General features: G+C 69.6%; 6 protein-coding genes. 5 read left to right on the top strand and 1 reads right to left on the bottom strand.

The features are described from left to right. Nucleotides 1–82: 82 nt before the first annotated feature. Entirely contained in the window at nucleotides 83–1,513 is a 1,431-nt protein-coding gene (locus AC1DF4_RS01010) for a gamma-aminobutyraldehyde dehydrogenase (RefSeq protein ID WP_476911156.1), read from the bottom strand. A gap of 145 nt (nucleotides 1,514–1,658) precedes the next feature. Between AC1DF4_RS01010 and AC1DF4_RS01005 the strand changes: the two genes are divergently transcribed. The 5 genes from AC1DF4_RS01005 (at nucleotide 1,659) to AC1DF4_RS00985 (ending at nucleotide 18,117) form a co-directional block, all read left to right on the top strand. Then, nucleotides 1,659–3,101, top strand: a complete 1,443-nt coding sequence (locus AC1DF4_RS01005; RefSeq protein ID WP_476911155.1) for a PucR family transcriptional regulator — start codon at nucleotides 1,659–1,661, stop codon at nucleotides 3,099–3,101. 197 nt (nucleotides 3,102–3,298) lie between these two features. Then, entirely contained in the window at nucleotides 3,299–4,114 is an 816-nt protein-coding gene (gene ppk2, locus AC1DF4_RS01000) for a polyphosphate kinase 2 (protein WP_476911154.1), read from the top strand. A 26-nt stretch (nucleotides 4,115–4,140) separates the two neighbouring features. Continuing rightward, entirely contained in the window at nucleotides 4,141–6,873 is a 2,733-nt protein-coding gene (locus AC1DF4_RS00995; RefSeq protein WP_476911153.1) for a cation-translocating P-type ATPase, read from the top strand. A gap of 135 nt (nucleotides 6,874–7,008) precedes the next feature. After that, complete coding sequence (locus AC1DF4_RS00990) at nucleotides 7,009–7,266, top strand: hypothetical protein (protein WP_476911152.1); 258 nt, start codon at nucleotides 7,009–7,011, stop codon at nucleotides 7,264–7,266. Nucleotides 7,267–7,410: 144 nt separating this feature from the next. After that, nucleotides 7,411–18,117, top strand: a complete 10,707-nt coding sequence (locus AC1DF4_RS00985) for an amino acid adenylation domain-containing protein (protein ID WP_476911151.1) — start codon at nucleotides 7,411–7,413, stop codon at nucleotides 18,115–18,117. Nucleotides 18,118–18,131 lie beyond the last annotated feature (14 nt).

Here is an 18,131-nt window from a genome sequence, read left to right as displayed (position 1 = left end):
GAGAGCCTTTCTTGACTTAATGGGGCCACGCCGGCAGGGTTCCCTGGCCGAAGCGGAGCGAGGTTAGGGTGCCGGTGGGGACTCAGGCGTCCAGCGCACTCATGACGTGCTTGATGCGGGTGTAGTCCTCGACGCCGTACATGGAAAGGTCCTTGCCGTAGCCGGACTGCTTGAAGCCTCCGTGCGGCATCTCGGCGGTGAGGAGGATGTGGGTGTTGATCCATACGGCGCCGAAGTCCAGGTCGCGGCTGACGCGCATGGCCGTGCCGTGGTCGGTGGTCCAGACGCTGGAGGCGAGGGCGTAGTCGACGTCGTTGGCCAGTTCCACGGCCTCGTCCTCGGTGCTGAACTTCTGCACCGTGATGACGGGGCCGAAGGTTTCCTTCTGCACGATGTCGTCGCTCTGCTTGGCACCGGTGATGATCGTGGGCTCGAAGAAGAAGCCCTTCTCCCCGGCGCGGTGGCCGCCGGTTTCGATCCTGCAGTTCGCCGGGAGGTGCTCCACCACCGAGGTCACGGCATTGAAGTGGTTCACGTTGTTGAGCGGGCCGAAGTAGTTGTCCTCGTCGTTCTGTGAACCGGTGTGCAGGGTCTTGGTGTGTTCCACCATGGCTGCGACGACGTCGTCGTGGATTTCGTCCTGGACCAGGACGCGGGTAATCGCCGTGCAGTCCTGGCCGGCGTTGAAGAACGCGAATTCGGCGATGGCCGCGGCGCTCTTCTTGATGTCGGCGTCCTTGAACACGATGGCGGGGGCTTTGCCGCCGAGCTCCAGGTGGGCACGCTTGAGGCCCTTCGCGGCCCCGGACGCGACAGCGATGCCGGCCCGGACGGAACCGGTGATGGAGACGAGGCCGGGGACCTTGTGCTCCACCATCAGCGCGCCGGTCTCCCCGGTGCCCAGGACGACGTTGAGCACGCCGGCCGGGAAGATCTCCCCGGCGAGGCGGGCCAGGACGAGCGTGGACTCCGGGGTGGTGTCCGAGGGCTTGAGCACCACGGTGTTGCCCGCGGCCAGTGCGGGGCCAATCTTCCAGATGGCCATGAGGAACGGGTAGTTCCAAGGTGCCACCTGCGCGACGACGCCGATCGGTTCGCGCCGGACGTAGGAGGTATGGCCCTCGAAGTATTCTCCGGCGGACTTGCCCTCCATGATGCGGGCGGCGCCCGCGAAGAAGCGCAGCTGGTCGGCGCCGGCGGCAACCTCCTCGGAGGCGATCAGCGAGCGGACCTGGCCGGTGTTGCGGTGCTGGGCCTCGACGAGTTCGTCGCTGTTGGCCTCGACGGCGTCGGCGAGCTTGAGCAGCATCAGCTGGCGCTGCCCCGGCGTCGTGTGCTTCCAGGTTTTGAAGGCGTCCTGCGCGGCCGTCATGGCGGCGTCGACGTCGGCCCCCACCGAGATCGGAGAGACGGCGACGACGTCGCCGTTGGTGGGATTGACGATGTCCAGCACCCCGGTTCCGGCGGGGGTGACAAACTCGCCGTTGATGAAGTTCTGCAAGGTTTGAACCACGGTGTACAACCTCTTTCACGCTGAAAAGGACCCAATGAGACTGCTCCGAGCCTATGCCAGCCGGTCAACCCCGGGGAATAGTCACCTGCACACCGTTGCCGCCATATTTTAGTGCGCTTGACCAGCCCCCGGTTATCCTGAATCCATGGCCATTTCACTTGCTGCCCTGTTGGGGGTTCCCTCCCTCAAACTCGCCAAGGCAGGCCTCGCTGAGACCACCTGGCACCAGGACATTCTCTGGGTGGCCGTCACGGAGCAGGAGGACCCGCAGCGCTTCCTCAACGGCGGCGAACTGGTCCTCACCACCGGAATGCGGCTCAAGAGCGCCCCGGAACAGCGCCGCTTCGTCCGCCAGGTCCAGCGCGCCGGGGCGGTGGGGATCGGCTTCGGGATCGGCCTGACGCACGACGCCGTGCCGCCCGCCCTGATCGCGGAGGCCAACCGCTGGGGGCTGCCGGTGGTCGAAGTCCCGTATGAGACGCCGTTCATCGCGATCGGCAAGCTCGTCGCGGACGCCCAGTCGGCGGACCACTTCACCAAGCTGGAGCGGCTCATCGCCGGGCACCAGATCCTTGCCCGCGCCCTGCTCACCGGCGGCGGCCTCGCCGAACTCCTCAAGCATCTCGGGTCCATGCTGCGGACGGAAATCGTGCTGACCCAGTTCACGGCCCAGCTCTACAACAGTGCGGCGGGCAGTCCCGCACCGAGCGCCGACGGCTGGGCGTCATTTCCGATTCCCACCGGCCGCCGCGACGCGTGCACCCTGTGGGTGAAGCAGCCGTTCGAGGACTCGGGAATTGTGGGCTACGCCCAGAACCTGATCAGCGTCGAGCTCAACAACATGGTCAAGCAGCGCCAGTCCCAGCGCGCCCTGGCCGGACAGGTCCTGGAGGACGTGATCCACGGGACGCTGGACCCCAGCGAGGCCACCCGGCGGCTCGCCGGCATCGGCGTCAACAGCACCCGCAGGAACGTGGTCCTGCTGGCCGAGTCCGCCGCGCACTTCAAACAGCTCGGGACGTCCTCCCTGCCGCAGCCGCTGGAGAAATCGGTGAGCGCCGTCGTCGGCAAGGACCTGGTGGCGGTGCTCCCCGACGACGGGAGCGGCGCCAGCGCGCTGGCCCGGAGCCTCAGCGACCATCTGGCCGAGGCGGGGATCCACGCCACGATCGGAATCGGCGGAGCGTACACGAAACCGAATGGGCTGCGCTGGAGCTACTTCGAGGCCCGCGACGCGGCAAGCCACGGCCTGCCCGTGAACGAACCGGAGCGGCTGAGCCTGACGTCGCTGCTGCTGGCCAGCGAGGACGTGCCGCTGGCGGACATGGCGAACGAATCGCTGAACCCGCTCCGGACCTTCGATGCGACCCACGGCGCCGAACTGATGACCACGCTGGAGAGCTACCTGAACAACAACGGCTCCGTGGCGGCCGTGGCCGAAGAGCTCACGCTGCACCGGAACACGGTCCGCTACCGGCTCGCCCAGATCACCGAGCTGACCGGCTACGACCCGGCCCAGACGTCGGACCGGGTGCAGCTCTGGCTCGCGCTGGCCGTTCAGCGGCTGAGCGCCCGGCACCCGCGCTGACCCAATAGGGTCTTAGGGCCGTAGACCGGGCTGCAGCCGATGGCGAGACTGGGAGAGGCAGCACGCTGCACAAGAGTGCCCGGAAATGGTGCCTGCGCCCGCCCGCAGCATGTTCACGGACGGAAGCGCCGGCCCCATCGACGTCGCAGTTCCGTTGCCTGATTCGCCCTAGGAAGTACCCGACTAGGAGGCCGATCGTGGGCAAGAAAAAGAAAAAGAGCGCCGACGAGGAGCTCGGGACAAAAATGCGCCGCAAGGAGTACGAGGCGGAGATGGCCAAGCTGCAGGGCGAACTGGTCGCGCTGCAGGAATGGGTGAAGTCCACCGGCGCCAAGATCTGCATCGTGTTCGAGGGCCGCGACACGGCCGGCAAGGGCGGCACCATCAAGCGCATCGTCGAGCGGGTGAGCCCCCGGGTGTTCCGGGTGGTGGCGCTCCCCACCCCGACGGACCGGGAAAAATCCCAGATGTACCTCCAGCGCTACATGTCGCATTTCCCGGCGGCCGGCGAGGTGGTCATCTTCGACCGCAGCTGGTACAACCGTGCCGGCGTCGAGCCTGTGATGGGTTTCTGCACCCCGGAGCAGACCCAGAGGTTCCTCAACATGGCCCCGCTCGTGGAGAAGGCCATGGTCGACTCCGGCATCATCCTGCTCAAGTACTGGCTCGAGGTCAGCGCGGACGAGCAGACCCGGCGGCTCGAGAGCCGCATGGACGACCCGCGCAAGACGTGGAAGCTCTCGCCGATGGACCTCAAGTCCTACAGCAAGTGGTACGACTACTCCCGGGCAAGGGACGCCATGTTCGCCGCGACCGACACCGCCTGGGCGCCCTGGTACGTCGCGAACAACGAAGTCAAGAAGCGCGGCCGACTTAACATCATCAGCCATCTGCTGAGCCAGGTGCCGTACGAGCCGTACCCGGGACTCGACGTCGAACTGCCGAAGCGCCAGAAGGCCGGGGACTACAGCGAACCGACCCTCGCGGTGCGGCAGATCCCGACTCCGTTCTGAGCAGCGCCCGCGATGAGGAGGAAGTCATGAACGACAAGTCCGGTGCAGCAGCCGAGGTGGCCGAAGCCGACGCGGACGCGACGTGGTACACACTCCCGCCCGGGGAGGTCGCGGGCCGGCTTGGCGTTGATCCTGCCCGCGGGTTGACCACCGCAGAGGCGCAACAGCGGCTGCAGGAGTATGGACCGAACGCCCTGGCCGCCGCTAAGCAGGAGCCTGTCTGGAAACGGTTCTTCAAGCACTACAAGGACTACATGCAGATCGTGCTCGTGGTCGCCGCGCTGGTAAGCCTGTTGATCGAGGAATACGGGACCGCGATCGGACTCGCCATCCTGACGCTGTTCAACGCGTGGCTGGGCTATCACCAGGAAGGCAAGGCCGAAGCGGCTGCAGCCTCCCTGGGGCAGATGATGAAGTCGATGGCCAAAGTGCGGCGCGACGGCGACATGGCGGAGATCCCGGCCGAGCAGATCGTGCCCGGCGACATTGTGGTGGTCGACGCCGGTGACCGCGTCCCCGCCGATGGCAGGGTCATCCTGGCGGCGACGCTCCAGATCGAGGAGGGCGCCCTGACCGGCGAGAGCGTCGCGGTCGAAAAGGACATCGCCGTCATCGGCCGGCACGACGTCGGCATCGGGGACCGCCTCAACATGGCGTTTATGAACACCAACGTGACCCGGGGCCACGGCGAGATCCTCGTCACCACCACCGGCATGGGCTCGGAGGTCGGCCACATCGCCCACATGCTGTCCGGGCAGAAAGTGGAGAAGACGCCGCTCACCAAGCAGGTGGACCGGCTCACGATCTTTATTATCATCGCCGCCCTCTTCGCCTTTGTCGCCATCGTGGTGATGGGCCTGGCCCAAGGCGAGTCCTTCGCGGTGCTCTTCGGGATCGGTGTGGCGCTGGCCGTCGGCTCCATCCCGGATGCGCTGCCCGCCGTCGTCACCACGATCCTGTCCGTGGGCTCGGTCAACATGGCCAAGAAGAACGCCATCATGAAGGTCCTTCCCGCCGTCGAGACGCTGGGCTCCACCTCGGCCATCAACTCGGACAAGACCGGCACCCTCACCCTCAACCAGATGACGGTGCGCGAGTTCGTGACCGTGCAGCACCATTACACCGTCAGCGGCGAGGGCTACAGCTTCGACGGGCAGGTCCAGCGGACCACCGGCGACGCCGAGCAGGACCTCGACTACGTCATGTTCCCTTGTGCGCTGTGCAACGACTCCGATATCCAGGACGGCGAGGTCATCGGGGACCCCACGGAGGCGGCGCTGTACGTGCTCGCGCAGAAGGGCGGCGTGGACGTCAGGGAGTTCCGCCGGAACAACCCGCGGGTGGCGTCGGTGCCTTTCGACTCCGACTACAAGTTCATGGCCACTTTCCACCGGATGCCGGGGGCGGACGGCAGGCCCGTGATCCGCGCCTACGTGAAGGGGGCGCCCGACGTCGTGCTCAACAGATCGTCCTCCGGGCGGTTCCCCGGCGGCCGGGCTGAGCTGCTCACCGAGGAGATGCGGGCCAAAGTGCTCGACGCGAACGAGCGCATCGCCAGCCAGGGCCGGCGGGTACTCGCCCTGGCGCAGCGCGAGTTCGACCCGGCGACGTTCCAGCCCTCGGGCGACCTCATGGAGCTGATGCAGGACCTGGAAATTTGTGCGCTGATCGGCGAGGTGGACCCGCCGCGGGCCGAGGCCGTGGCCGCCATCGCCAAAGCCAAACATGCCGGCATCCGGGTCAGGATGATCACTGGCGACCACGCCATCACCGCGGCCGCGATCGCCGACGAGCTGGGCATCCGGGGCCGCGCGGTTACCGGGGCCGAGTTCGCGGCGATGAGTGACGACGAGGCCGACAGCCAGGTGGACGGTATCGGCGTGATCGCCCGGGTTGCCCCCGAGCACAAGGTCCGGCTGGTTGAGGTGCTCAAGCGCAAGGGCCACATCGTCGCGATGACGGGCGACGGCGTGAACGACGCGCCCGCCATTGCCGCGGCAGATATCGGGATCGCGATGGGCATCACGGGCACCGACGTCGCCAAGGGCGCGGCCAAGATGATCCTGGCGGACGACAACTTCGCCACCATCGTGACAGCCGTCGAGCAGGGCCGGCTGGTGTATGACAACCTGCAGAAGTTCATCCGGATCCAGGTCGCCAACCTGTTTATGTTCATCCTCGCTTTCATCGGGTCCTCGGCCTTCGCGATCGCCGGCACGGCGCTGCTCAGCCCGGCCCAGGTGCTGTGGATCCACATGGCGATCGTCGCGCCGATCGGTGCCGTGATGGGCCTGGACCTCGCGACGCCGGGCATCATGGACCGCAAGCCCCGGCCCTTCAACGAACCGATCATCGTCCGTTCGATGATGGTGCGCCTGTTCGTCGTCGGGCTGTTCATGGCGGCAGCGACGCTGGTCCTCGTGCAGATCGGCAAGACCTCCTACGGCTCCCTCGAAATCGGCCAGAGCATGGCCATCGTGGGTCTGGGGCTGATGAACATCGCCGTCGCCCTCAACCTGCGCTACCCCACCGAGAGCGCCTTCGGGCCCTCCACGATCTCCAACCCGAAGCTGCTCTGGGCGTTCGCGTGGGCCTTCATCGGCTCCATGCTGATCACCCAGATGCGCGTGATGCAGGACCTGTTCGGCACCGTGGCGCTGAACGGCGAGCAGTGGCTGGCCTGCCTCATCCCGGCCGTCGCGCTGCTGGTCCTCGGCGAACTGTTCAAGATGATCCTGCGGGCCAGGCACGCTCACTGACCGCGGCCCCGGTCCCGACTTCCCCGCTCCCCGCCTGACCGCGCCCGACCCATCCGGGTTCCACGCAGGTCCGAATACACCTATGACACCTTTTTGGTGCGTGGAAACTGTACGGCTACCTAACTGGAGATGAACGTGACTAAGACCCTGAAGACCACTGCCCGGATCGCTGCCGGATCAGCCCTGGCATTCTCTGCCCTCGCCGTAAGTTCCATGCCGGCCCAGGCCGCCATCGTCCCTGACACCACCGCGGTGAGCAGCGACCCGGCGTCCAACAACGAGTTCACCTTTGGCCCGCTGGTCGACGGCGGAGTCATCAACGGCCCCCTCGTGGACGGCCCGCTCGTGAACACCGGCGGGACCGGCCCCTTCCAGTTCGGGCAGTTCCAGTAGCCCTCCCGGCACTCCCCTGATCCCTGGCAGCCCGGCCGCACTGGCCGGCCTGCCGGGGATCATTCTGTCTGAACCCACGGCGCGGCTCCCTTTCGTGCGCCCTGAATGCGCCCACCCTGCCCCTCGAGATACCCGAGAAGGAACATGTCCCCGAAACCCCTGAATGCCCAGCCCGACAACTCCGCGGGCCGGCTCGACCTGAGCCCCGCCCAGCGGGGCATCTGGTATGCGCAGCAGCTGGCGCCGGAGAACCCGATGTACCAGATCGGACAGTTCGTCGAGATCGAGGGGCCACTCGACGTGCCGGCTCTGGCCGACGCCGTCGCGCGGGCCGTGGCCGGGACAGACGCCCTCAACATGGCCTTCGGGGAGGACCACGCGGGTCCGTTCCAGCTCCCCCGGCCCAACCCGGCCGGGTTGGAGGTCACGGACCTGAGCGGCGCCAAGGACCCCGAGGCTGAAGCCCGGGTGCTGATGGACTCGGACCTGGGCCGCGCCCGCGACGTCGTCACGGACGAACTGCTCCACACCGAACTCATCAGGCTCTCCGACGACAGGCATTTCTTCTACCAGCGGGTCCACCACCTCATGCTGGACGGTTACTCGGCCGTGCTGGTGCTCCAGCGCGTGGCCGAGCTCTATCACGGGCTGCTGGAGGAACCGGAGAACGCGGGCAACAACACCACAACTCCGGCCTTCGGCGCCCTGGCCGAGCTCCTGGCCGCAGAGGATTACTACGCCGGCTCCGACACCGCCGACGTCGACCGGGCCTACTGGGAAGACCAGTTGCGGGACGCCCCGGCCGCGGCAGGACTCGCCGGCCGGCCCCCGGGCGCGGCCAGTTCGCTGGTCCGAGCCGCCAGGACGTTGCCGGACGCGGCCGCCGCCGCCCTCCAGTCCGCCGCCGGTTCCGCGCCGGCACTCGTCCTCACCACGGCCGCGCTGTATCTGCACCGGATCACCGGCGAGCGCGACGTCTCCGTGGCCCTGCCCGTGACGGCGCGCCGCGGCAAACTGGCGAAATCCACTCCGTCGATGCTCTCCAATATCGTGCCGATCCGGATGGCCGTCGAGCCCGGCGCGACAGTCCGCGACACCATCACGGCCACGGGTGCCACCCTCCGCGGAGCCGTGGTCCACCAGCGCGGCCGCTTCGAGGACCTCAATGCCCACAGCGGCTACCGGGGCCCCTCGGTCAACATCCTGCCCGTCCTGGATGACATCAGCTTCGGCGCGGCCCGGGGCACGGTGAACATCCTGTCCACCGGCCCCATCGACGACCTCTCGATCATCGTCCACGGGCTCGACGCCGGATCCGCCGCCGGCACTGGGAAGGCACCGGCAAAACCGGGACCCCGAGTCCAGTTCGAAGCCAACGCCGCCCTCTACACCAAGCCCCAACTGGAGGAGCACCTGGACCGTTTCGTCCGGCTCCTCACCGATGTGGCCACCCAGCCCGAAGCCCTCCTGGCCGCCCTGTCGGTGACCACCGCCGTCGAGGAACGCTCCCTGCTGGCCGCCGGAGACGCCGGTGACACGGCCCTCCCCCGGTACACCATCGTGGAGGAATTCCGGCTCAGCGCCCGGGAGTCCGGTTCCCGGACCGCCGTCGTCGCGCCCGACGGCGAACTCACGTTCGGGGAGCTGGAATCCCGTTCGAACCAGCTGGCCAGGTTCCTGAGCAGCCACGGGGCCGGCCCCGGGCAAACCGTTGCCGTCCGGCTGGACCGCAGCGTCCTGCTGCCCGTCGCACTCCTGGCGGTCCTGAAGTCCGGGGCCGCGTACCTGCCGCTGGACCCGGACTACCCCGCGGGCAGGGTCGAGGGCATGCTCGAAGATGCTGCCCCGGTCCGCCTGCTGACGTCCGCCGCGTTCACCGGCGGGGACGCCGGCCATGCCGACCTCGCCACGGACGTCCCCGTCACCGTGCTGGATGCCGCGCTGATGGTGTCCTGCCTGGAAGGCAAGGAAGGGTCGGCGCTGGAATGCCCGGCCGGGCAACAGGATCTCGCGTACGTCATCTTCACGTCCGGCTCCACCGGCCGGCCCAAGGGCGTCGGCGTCGAGCACCTCGCCCTGCTGAACCTCTACACCTCGCACCGGGACAGCATCTTCCTGCCCGCGGAAGAGCGACTCGGGCGGAAACTGCGGGTCGCGCACACCGCCGGGCTCTCCTTCGACGCCTCCTGGGACCCCATCCTCTGGCTCATCGCCGGCCATGAACTCCATCTTGTGGACAACCAGACCCGCCGCGACCCGGAAGCGTTGAGCAGCTACCTGGCCGGCACGGGCATCGACTCAATCGAAACCACCCCGTCCTTCGCCAAGGTCCTCCTCGCCGGCGGCCTCTTCGACCAGGACAGCCACCCGTCGGTGGTGGCCCTCGGCGGCGAGGCCGTGGATTCCCCGCTGTGGAACGCCCTCGCGGAGAAGGACGGGCTGGTGGCCTACAACTTCTATGGGCCTACCGAGACGACGGTCGATTCCCTCACCGCCGTGATGCAGCCGGGCACCGAACCGACCCTCGGTGACTCCGTGGCCAACAGCCGGCACTACATCCTGGACTCCGGCCTGAACCCCGTCCCCGTCAACGCCATCGGCGAGCTGTACGTCGCCGGCATCAACCTGGCACGCGGCTACCTGGACCAGCCCGGACTCAGCGCCGAACGGTTCGTCGCCGACCCGTTCGTCCCGGACGGCTCCCGCATGTACCGGACGGGCGACGTCGTCCGGCGCCTTGCGGACGGGACGCTCGAGTTCCGCGGGCGCATGGACGCCCAGGTCAAGATCCGGGGCTTCCGGATCGAGCTCGCCGAAATCGAGGAGGTCCTCCGCAGCCTCGACGGCGTGGAGCACGCCGCCGTCGCCGTCACGAAGAACCGGGCCGGCTACGACCAGCTGCTCGGCTACGTGACCGCTGCCGCGACTGAGGGCGCCGGCCCGAACGGTGCCGAACCGGACGGCTCCGGCCTGGATACTGCCGAGCTCCGCCAGCTCCTCCGCCGGCAGCTGCCCGATTACATGGTGCCCGCCGCCGTGCAGCAGATCGCGGCCATCCCGCTGACCGCAAACGGCAAGCTGGATACCCGCTCGCTTCCCGCACCGGAGCAGGAAACCGCCGTCTCCGCGCCCCGCAACGAGCGCGAACGGATCGTGGCCGACGCCTTCAAGGAAGTCCTCGGGCTCGACGCCGTGGGGCTGGACGATGACTTCTTCGACCTCGGCGGACACTCCCTGCTGGCAACCCGCCTCGTGGCCCTGCTGCGGGACCGGACCGGCGTCGCCCCGGCCCTGCGCACCGTGTTTGAACAGGCCACCGTGGCGGCCCTCGCCGAGACGCTTGAGCTGGGAGCCGGCAACGCGAACCCGCTGGGGCCGGTGGAACGCCCGTCCGTCATTCCGCTTTCCTTCGCCCAGCGCCGGCTCTGGTTCCTGAACCGCTTCGACCCAGCGTCCGGCGCCTACAACATTCCCGTGGTGTTGGAGCTCAAGGGCACCCTGGACGTCCCGGCGCTTCATGGTGCGATCAATCAGGTGGCAGACCGCCACGAATCCCTGCGGACGGTTTTCCCGCTGGTCGACGGCGAACCCGCCCAGCGGATCCTGTCCGGGCACCCCGTGGAACTGCTGGCTGTCCAGTGCACCGCCGAGGTACTGCCCGGCGCCCTCGCGGCCGAAACCCGGCGCGGCTTCGACGTCACCCACGAACTGCCGCTGCGCGCCGTCCTGTTCCAGCTGGCCCCGGACCACCATGTGCTGGCTCTTACGCTGCACCACATCGCCGCGGACGGCTGGTCCCTCGCCCCGCTCGCACGAGATCTCTCACTCGCCTACAACGCCCTGGCGGGCGGCACGGACACCCCCTTGGCCCCGCTTCCGGTGCAGTACGCCGACTACACGCTGTGGCAGCGCAAAGAACTGGGCAGCGAGGAAGATCCGGCGAGCGCCATTTCCCGCCAGCTCGAGTTCTGGACCCGAGAACTGCGGGGCGCCCCCGAGGAGCTGCGGCTGCCGTTCGACTTCATCCGTGGCGCGCAGGGAACCGCCGAACCGGCGTCGTCCGTTCCCCTCACCATCAGCCCGGAGACCGGCGCCCGGCTCAACGCGCTGGCACGCGAACACAACGCCAGCCTCTTTATGGTGCTGCAGGCCGCTCTCGCGGCGCTGCTCACCAAGTCCGGCGCGGGCGAAGACATCCCCCTCGGCACGCCGGTGGCCGGCCGGACGGACACCCAGCTCAACGAGCTGGTGGGCTTCTTCGTCAACACCCTGGTGCTCCGGACCAACACCTCCGGCAACCCCACTGCCGCGGAGCTGGTGGACAGCGTCAGATACACCAACCTGCACGCCTACGCCAACCAGGACGCACCCTTCGAGCGCGTGGTCGAGGAGCTCAATCCGGCCAGGTCACAGCACCGCCACCCGCTCTTCCAGGTCATGCTCACGCTGCAGAACACGGCGGCGGCCGGGCTCTCCATGGACGGTCTCGGGGCCACCGCGGACCTCAGCCAGGAACCGGGCGGGGCCAAGTTCGACCTGCTGCTGGACCTGGTTGAAGAAAGCCCTGGTGACGAAGGCCCTGCTGAAGGTGCCACCGCGTCTGCCGCCGGCATCCGCGGCTCGCTGGCCTACAACCCTGCCCTGTTCACCCGGGCCACCGTCGAGCAGCTCGTTGCCGGCTTCCTGGCCGTGGCCGATCAGTTCGCCGCGGATCCCGGGATCACCCTGGACCGGCTCCGGATCCAGTCCGCGGAGCAGCACCGGCTCGCCCTGGCGCAGAGCCTTCACACCGGGGACCCCGCGACGGACGGGGACGGGCCGGAAACCGTCGTCGACGCCTTTCTGGCCACCGTGGCACGGACCCCTGACGCGTCGGCGCTCATCGACGACTCGGGAACCGACGTCGGCGCCAGCTTCGGCTCGCTCCATGGCCGGGTCCGGGCCCTCGCCAAGGGGCTGGTGGCCTCCGGAGTGGAACCCGGCGACCGGGTCGCCGTGGCCCTGCCGCGCACGGCCGACGTCGTCGCTGCCGCCCTGGCGGTGCTGGCCGCGGGCGCGGTCTACATCCCCGTGGACCTCTCCTACCCGGAGGAGCGGATCCGGGTCATCCTCGAGGACGGCGCTCCCGCCGTCGTGATCTCCGGCGCACCGGCGGCGGCTGATCACGGCTCCGAAGGTCCGCGGACGCTGGACATCAGCACCCTGCTGGCCGCGGGTGCCTGCATCTCCGACGCGGCCCTGGTACAGCGCCGCCCGGCCGCGGGCGACCTGGCCTACGTGCTCTACACCTCCGGTTCCACCGGACGCCCCAAGGGGGTGGCCGTGCCGCACGGCGCCCTCGCCAACCTCTACCGGCACCACCACCGCACGCTGTACGCCCCGCGCTTCGAGGCCGCCGGACCGGACGGAACAGTGTCCGTGGCGCACATCGCCGGCCTCGGCTTCGACGCCGCCTGGGACCCGATGCTGTGGCTGGTCGCCGGAGCGGAACTCCACATGGTGGCCGACGAGGTCCGCGGAGACGCCGAGTCGCTCGCCGGTTACTGCCGGAGCAACGGTATCGATGTGCTGGAAACGACGCCGTCCTACGCCGGCCAACTGCTGCAGAGCGGCCTGCTCGACGCGTCACGGGAACAGCCGCTGTTGCTGGCGCTCGGCGGCGAGGCCGTGACCGCCGGGCTGTGGACGCAGCTGGCTGAAGCGCCGGAGGTCTCGGCGCACAACTTCTACGGCCCCACCGAATTCACTGTGGACTCGGTGACCGCGGAGATCAGCGGCGGTTCACCGGCCATCGGCCGCGGCATCGCCAACACGGACACCTTTGTCCTGGACCAGTACCTGGCGCTGGCGCCGGCCGGCGTCCCGGGCGAGCTGTACCTTGCCGGTCCCGGGATGGCGCGCGGCTACGACCGGCGCCCCGCCGAGACGTCCTCCCGTTTCGTGGCCAACCCCTTCGCCGCCGACGGCAGCCGGATGTACCGTACCGGAGACCTGGTCCGCCGGACGCCGGACGGCTCGCTCGAGTTCCTGTCCCGCACGGACGAGCAGGTCAAGGTCCGCGGCTTCCGGATCGAACTCGGCGAGATCGAGGCCGCACTGTCCTCGCATCCGCAGGTTGACCGTGCCGTGGCCGTGGCCGACGGTGATCCTGCCCACCGCGTGGTGGCCTACTACACGGGCGCCGCCGGGGCCGAAGAGCTGCGTGCCCTGGCCGCCGCCAGGCTGCCCGACTACATGGTCCCGGCCGTTCTGATGCAGCTGCCCGCCATCCCCCTGACGCCCCACGGCAAGCTGGACCGGAAGGCCCTTCCGGCGCCGTCCGCCGCTGCCGGCGCCGGCACCGGTGCCGCCCCGTCGACCGCGGACGAGCGCACCATGTGCGGAATCTTCGCCGGCGTCCTGGGCGTGGACGAGGTCGCGATGGGCGATGACTTCTTTGTCCTGGGCGGCCATTCCCTGCTCGCGGTCTCGATGATGGGCGGCATCCGCGAAGCCTTCGGCACCGAACTGCCGCTGCGCAGTCTCTTCGATGAACCCACCCCTGCGGGGCTGCTGGCAGCGGTGCACCGGCAGACGGGCAACGCCGGTTCCGCGGTGTCCGCGGCTTCCGCAGCGGCGCTGGAGACCGGCCCGGTCGCTGCGCAGCGGGACCGGGCCGCAGAGCCGGCCTCCCTCACGGACTGGCTGGCCGGCGCCGATTCCGTCCGGCCCGCCCGTCTTGCCCTCTCCTACGCCCAGTCCAGGATGTGGTTCCTCAACCAGCTGGACCCGGGCTCGGCGGAGTACAACATCTCCCTGGCGGTGCGCCTCACCGGCGGGCTGGACGAGCAGGCGCTGGCCGCCGCCGTCGGCGCCCTGTTCCGGCGCCACGAAGTCCTCCGGACCATCTACCCCGAGACCGGCGGAGTGCCGGAACAGCTGGTCTTGGATCCGGCCGACGCCACCCACGGCGCCGGCATGCGCCTGGCAGTCAGTGCCGCCGCGGCCCCGGCCGAGGTTGCGGGCCTGCTGCGGGACGACGCCGAACGCGGCTTCGATGTCCGCTCCGAGCTGCCGCTGCGGGCGAGGCTTATCCCGGTCGCGTCCGCAGATGCGCCGGAGTGGGTCCTGCACCTCGTGATGCACCACATCGCGAGCGACGGCGCCTCCCTCGCCCCGCTGGCCCGGGACCTGTCCGCCGCCTATGCGGCTGCGGTCGGAAAGGACGTCGGCCAGGACCCGGCTGCCGGTCAGGCGCCGCTGCCCCTGCAGTACGCCGACTACGCCAACTGGCAGCGGCAGCAGCTCGACGGGACGGCGCTCAGAGCCAAGCTGGAGCACTGGCGCAGCACCCTCTCCGGCATCCCCGCCGAACTCATGCTGCCGGCGGACCACCGCCGGCCCCGCGAATCACGCCAGCCCGGACGGCAGCTGGCCTTCCGCCTGGACCCTGCCAGCGTCACGGCGCTCAACGGCCTGGCCTCGGCGTCGAACGCAAGCCTGTTCATGGCGCTCCACGCGGCCCTGGCCGCCTTCCTGCACCGCAGCGGCGCCGGCGACGACCTGGTCATCGGCTCCCCGACCGCCGGACGGACCGATCCGGCGCTGCGCGAACTGGTCGGCTTCTTCGTGAACACGCTGCCCCTGCGGGTGGACGCCGCCGGCGACCCCAGCCTGCGGACCATGCTCGGCCGGTCCCGCGAAAGCATCCTGGCGGCCTTTGACCATGACGATGTGCCCTTCGAACGGCTGGTCGAAGCCGTGAACCCCGACCGTGAACTGGGCCGCCACCCGCTGTTCCAGACCATGCTCACCGTGGACAACGACGCGCCGGCTGTCCCGCAGCTCCCCGGCGTCCGTGTGGAGCCCGAGCCGGAAACGGGGACTGGCGAGGCCAAGTTCGACCTCTCCTTCACCTTCCGGCCCGACGGCGGCAGCGGCAGCGAAAGCGGGCTGGACGGCACGGTCGACTACAACGCGGCGATGTTCGAGGAGGCAACCGCCCGGCGGCTCGCGGACAGCTTCGGCCGGTTCCTTGAACTGGCCGCAGCTGCCCCCGACACCCCGGTTTCCCTGCTCCCCATGCTCGGGGACGAGGAAGCCATCACGCTGATGGCGGCCACCGCCGGAACCCGCTCGGGCCCCGCGGACGGGGCCGCAGCGGCCGACGCGGAGCCCGGCGTCCTGGCGGCCCTCGCCGCCACGGTCCGCGCCACCCCGGACAGCACCGCACTGGTCGCAGAGGACGGGACCCTGAGCTTTGCCGGGCTCGCCGCGTCGGCGTCCCGGATCGCCGCCGCCCTGGCCGGGGCGGGGGTCAGCCGCGGCGATGTGGTGTCCGTCCTGCTTCCCCGTTCCCTGGGAACCGTGGAGAGCATGTTCGGCGTGCTCGCCGCAGGCGGCGTCTACAACCCGATCGACACCGAATACCCGGACGAGCGGGCGTCGGCCATCATCCAGGACGCCGCCCCGCCGGTGATCCTTACCAGCCGTACCGTGGCGGCCAGGGTGGAACGGCTCCTCGCGGAGCTGACGGTCCGGCCCCGAGTGCTGGTGCTGGACGACCTCGCGGCACCTCAGGAGGCGGACCAGGAGGAAGACCAGGAGAACTCCCGGGAACCGGGCGGGGCCGAGGCGGCCGCAGGCCTGGCCGCCGTCGCCTCGCCGGACCCGCGCGAGCTGGCCTATGTCATGTTCACGTCAGGCTCCACCGGCCGGCCCAAGGGCGTCGAGGTCAGCCATGGCGCCCTGGCGGCGCTGCTCGGCTCGCACCGCGACACGCTGCTGGCCGGCGCCGGACACCGGCGCGTCGCCCACACGACGGGCGTCGGCTTCGATGCCTCCTGGGACCCGATCCTCTGGATGGTGGCAGGACACGAGCTGCACCTGATCGGCGATGAGACCCGCCGCGACTCCCGGCAGCTCGCCGCCTACTTCGCGGAGCACGGCATCAGCGCGTGGGAAACCACCCCCGGCTACCTGCGGCAGCTCCTGACCGAGCCCGGGTTCACCCGGCTGCTCGACGCTCACGCCGCCGAGGGCGGGCAGGCCGGACGCTTCAGCCTGGCCCTCGGCGGGGAAGCGTTCGACGCCGGGCTCTGGGACACGGTCGCGGCGCACCCCGGCGTCCAGGCCTGGAACCTCTACGGACCCACCGAGGCCACCGTGGACACCGTCCTGGCCCGCGTCGAAGACACCGGCGGACCCGTGCTGGGCGCACCCACCGCGGGCACCCGGCTCTATGTCCTGGACAGCAGGCTGCAGCACGCCCTGCCCGGCGCGGCCGGCGAACTTTACGTCGCCGGCCGGCAGCTGGCCCGCGGCTACCGCGGCCGGCCGGAGCTGACGGCCGAGCGGTTCATCGCGGATCCCTTCGCCGGCGGCGGCGAACGGATGTACCGCACCGGCGATGTGGTCTACCGGCACGAGGACGGCCGGCTGGTTTTCGCCGGTCGCAACGACGACCAGCTGAAGATCCGCGGCTTCCGGGTGGAGCCCGGCGAGGTGGAGCAGGCCCTGCGCAGTGCTCCCGGCATCGGCGCCGCCGTGGTGCGTGCCGTAGGGAACGACGGCGGCACCCGCCTGATCGGTTACGTCGTACCGGCGGCAACCGGCGGTGCGTCGGTCCCCCGAGCCGGACGCGAAGGCGAAATCGACGCCGGAACCCTGTCCGCCGCCGTCCGCAGCCACGTCCGGGGGCTGTTGCCGGACTACATGGTGCCGGCCGCCGTCGTCGTCATCGCCGAGGTGCCCCTGACCCCGCACGGCAAGGTGGACGCGGGTGCGCTGCCGGATCCCGGGGGCGCGACAAGCAGTTCAGGGCGGGGTCCGCGGACCCCGCGGGAAAAGACGGTCGCAGGGATCTTCGCCGAGGTGCTATCCCTGGACCGGGCCGGCGCGGACGAATCGTTCTTTGAGCTCGGCGGGCACTCCTTCCTGGCCCAGCCGCTGATCGCCAAGGTCAACGCTGCGCTGGGCACGGATCTGACGGTCCAGTCGCTGTTCCGGGCGCCCACCGTCGAGGCCCTGCTTCGCGAGGCGGCCAAGGGCGCGGAGGAGAGCGCCGCGGACAGCCTGCGGCAGTTGCTGCCGTTGCGGACCACGGGAACCAAACTGCCGCTCTTTGCCGTGCACCCGGCGTCCGGCATCAGCTGGGGCTTCGCCTCCATGCTGGGCAAGCTGGATCCGGAGCGGCCCCTGATCGGGCTGCAGATGCCAGGGATGGAACCGGGCCGGACCCATCCGGTCGGGGCCGCAACCCTGACCGAACTGGCGGATGACTACATCGCCCAGCTTCGCTCCGTGCAGCCGGAGGGCCCGTACCACCTGATGGGCTGGTCCTTCGGCGGGCACCTGGTCCACCGGCTGGCCACCCGGTTGCAGGAACTCGGCGAGGACGTGGCGTTCCTGGCCATCCTCGATGCCTTCCCCGGCCGCCAGGAGGACAACGCCGACGTCGGGACCGGCCCGGGGCTGTGGGCCAGCTATCTCGACGCCCAGGGCTACGAGCTGCCTGACGAAGACAAAGACGGACTGGACGGGCAGCGTGCCCAGGAAATCCTGCGCGAACACCACAACCCGCTGGGCACCGTTCCGCTGGACTCCGTCAACGCCATGGTGGGGAACTTCCCCGAACTGGCGCGGCTGATCCGCGACGAGCCGCCGCAGGTGTTCGACGGCGGGCTGCTGTTCTTCCGGGCCACCCGGGAGGTGCCGGCCGGCACTCCCGGCAGCGATGCGTGGCAGCCGTTCATCAGCGGGGCCATCACCGACGTCCCCGTGGAGGACCGGCACTCCCAGATGTTAAGTGACCGGGCTCTCAGCGCAATTATGCCCGCGCTGGCCATCCAATTGTGCGGCGGAGACGAATAGCCAGTGATGCCTCT

The sequence above is a fragment of the Arthrobacter sp. 05N429 genome, from assembly GCF_056397045.1.
The sequence above is the reverse complement of the archived record's forward strand: the minus strand, read 5'-3'. Positions and strand labels throughout refer to the sequence as shown.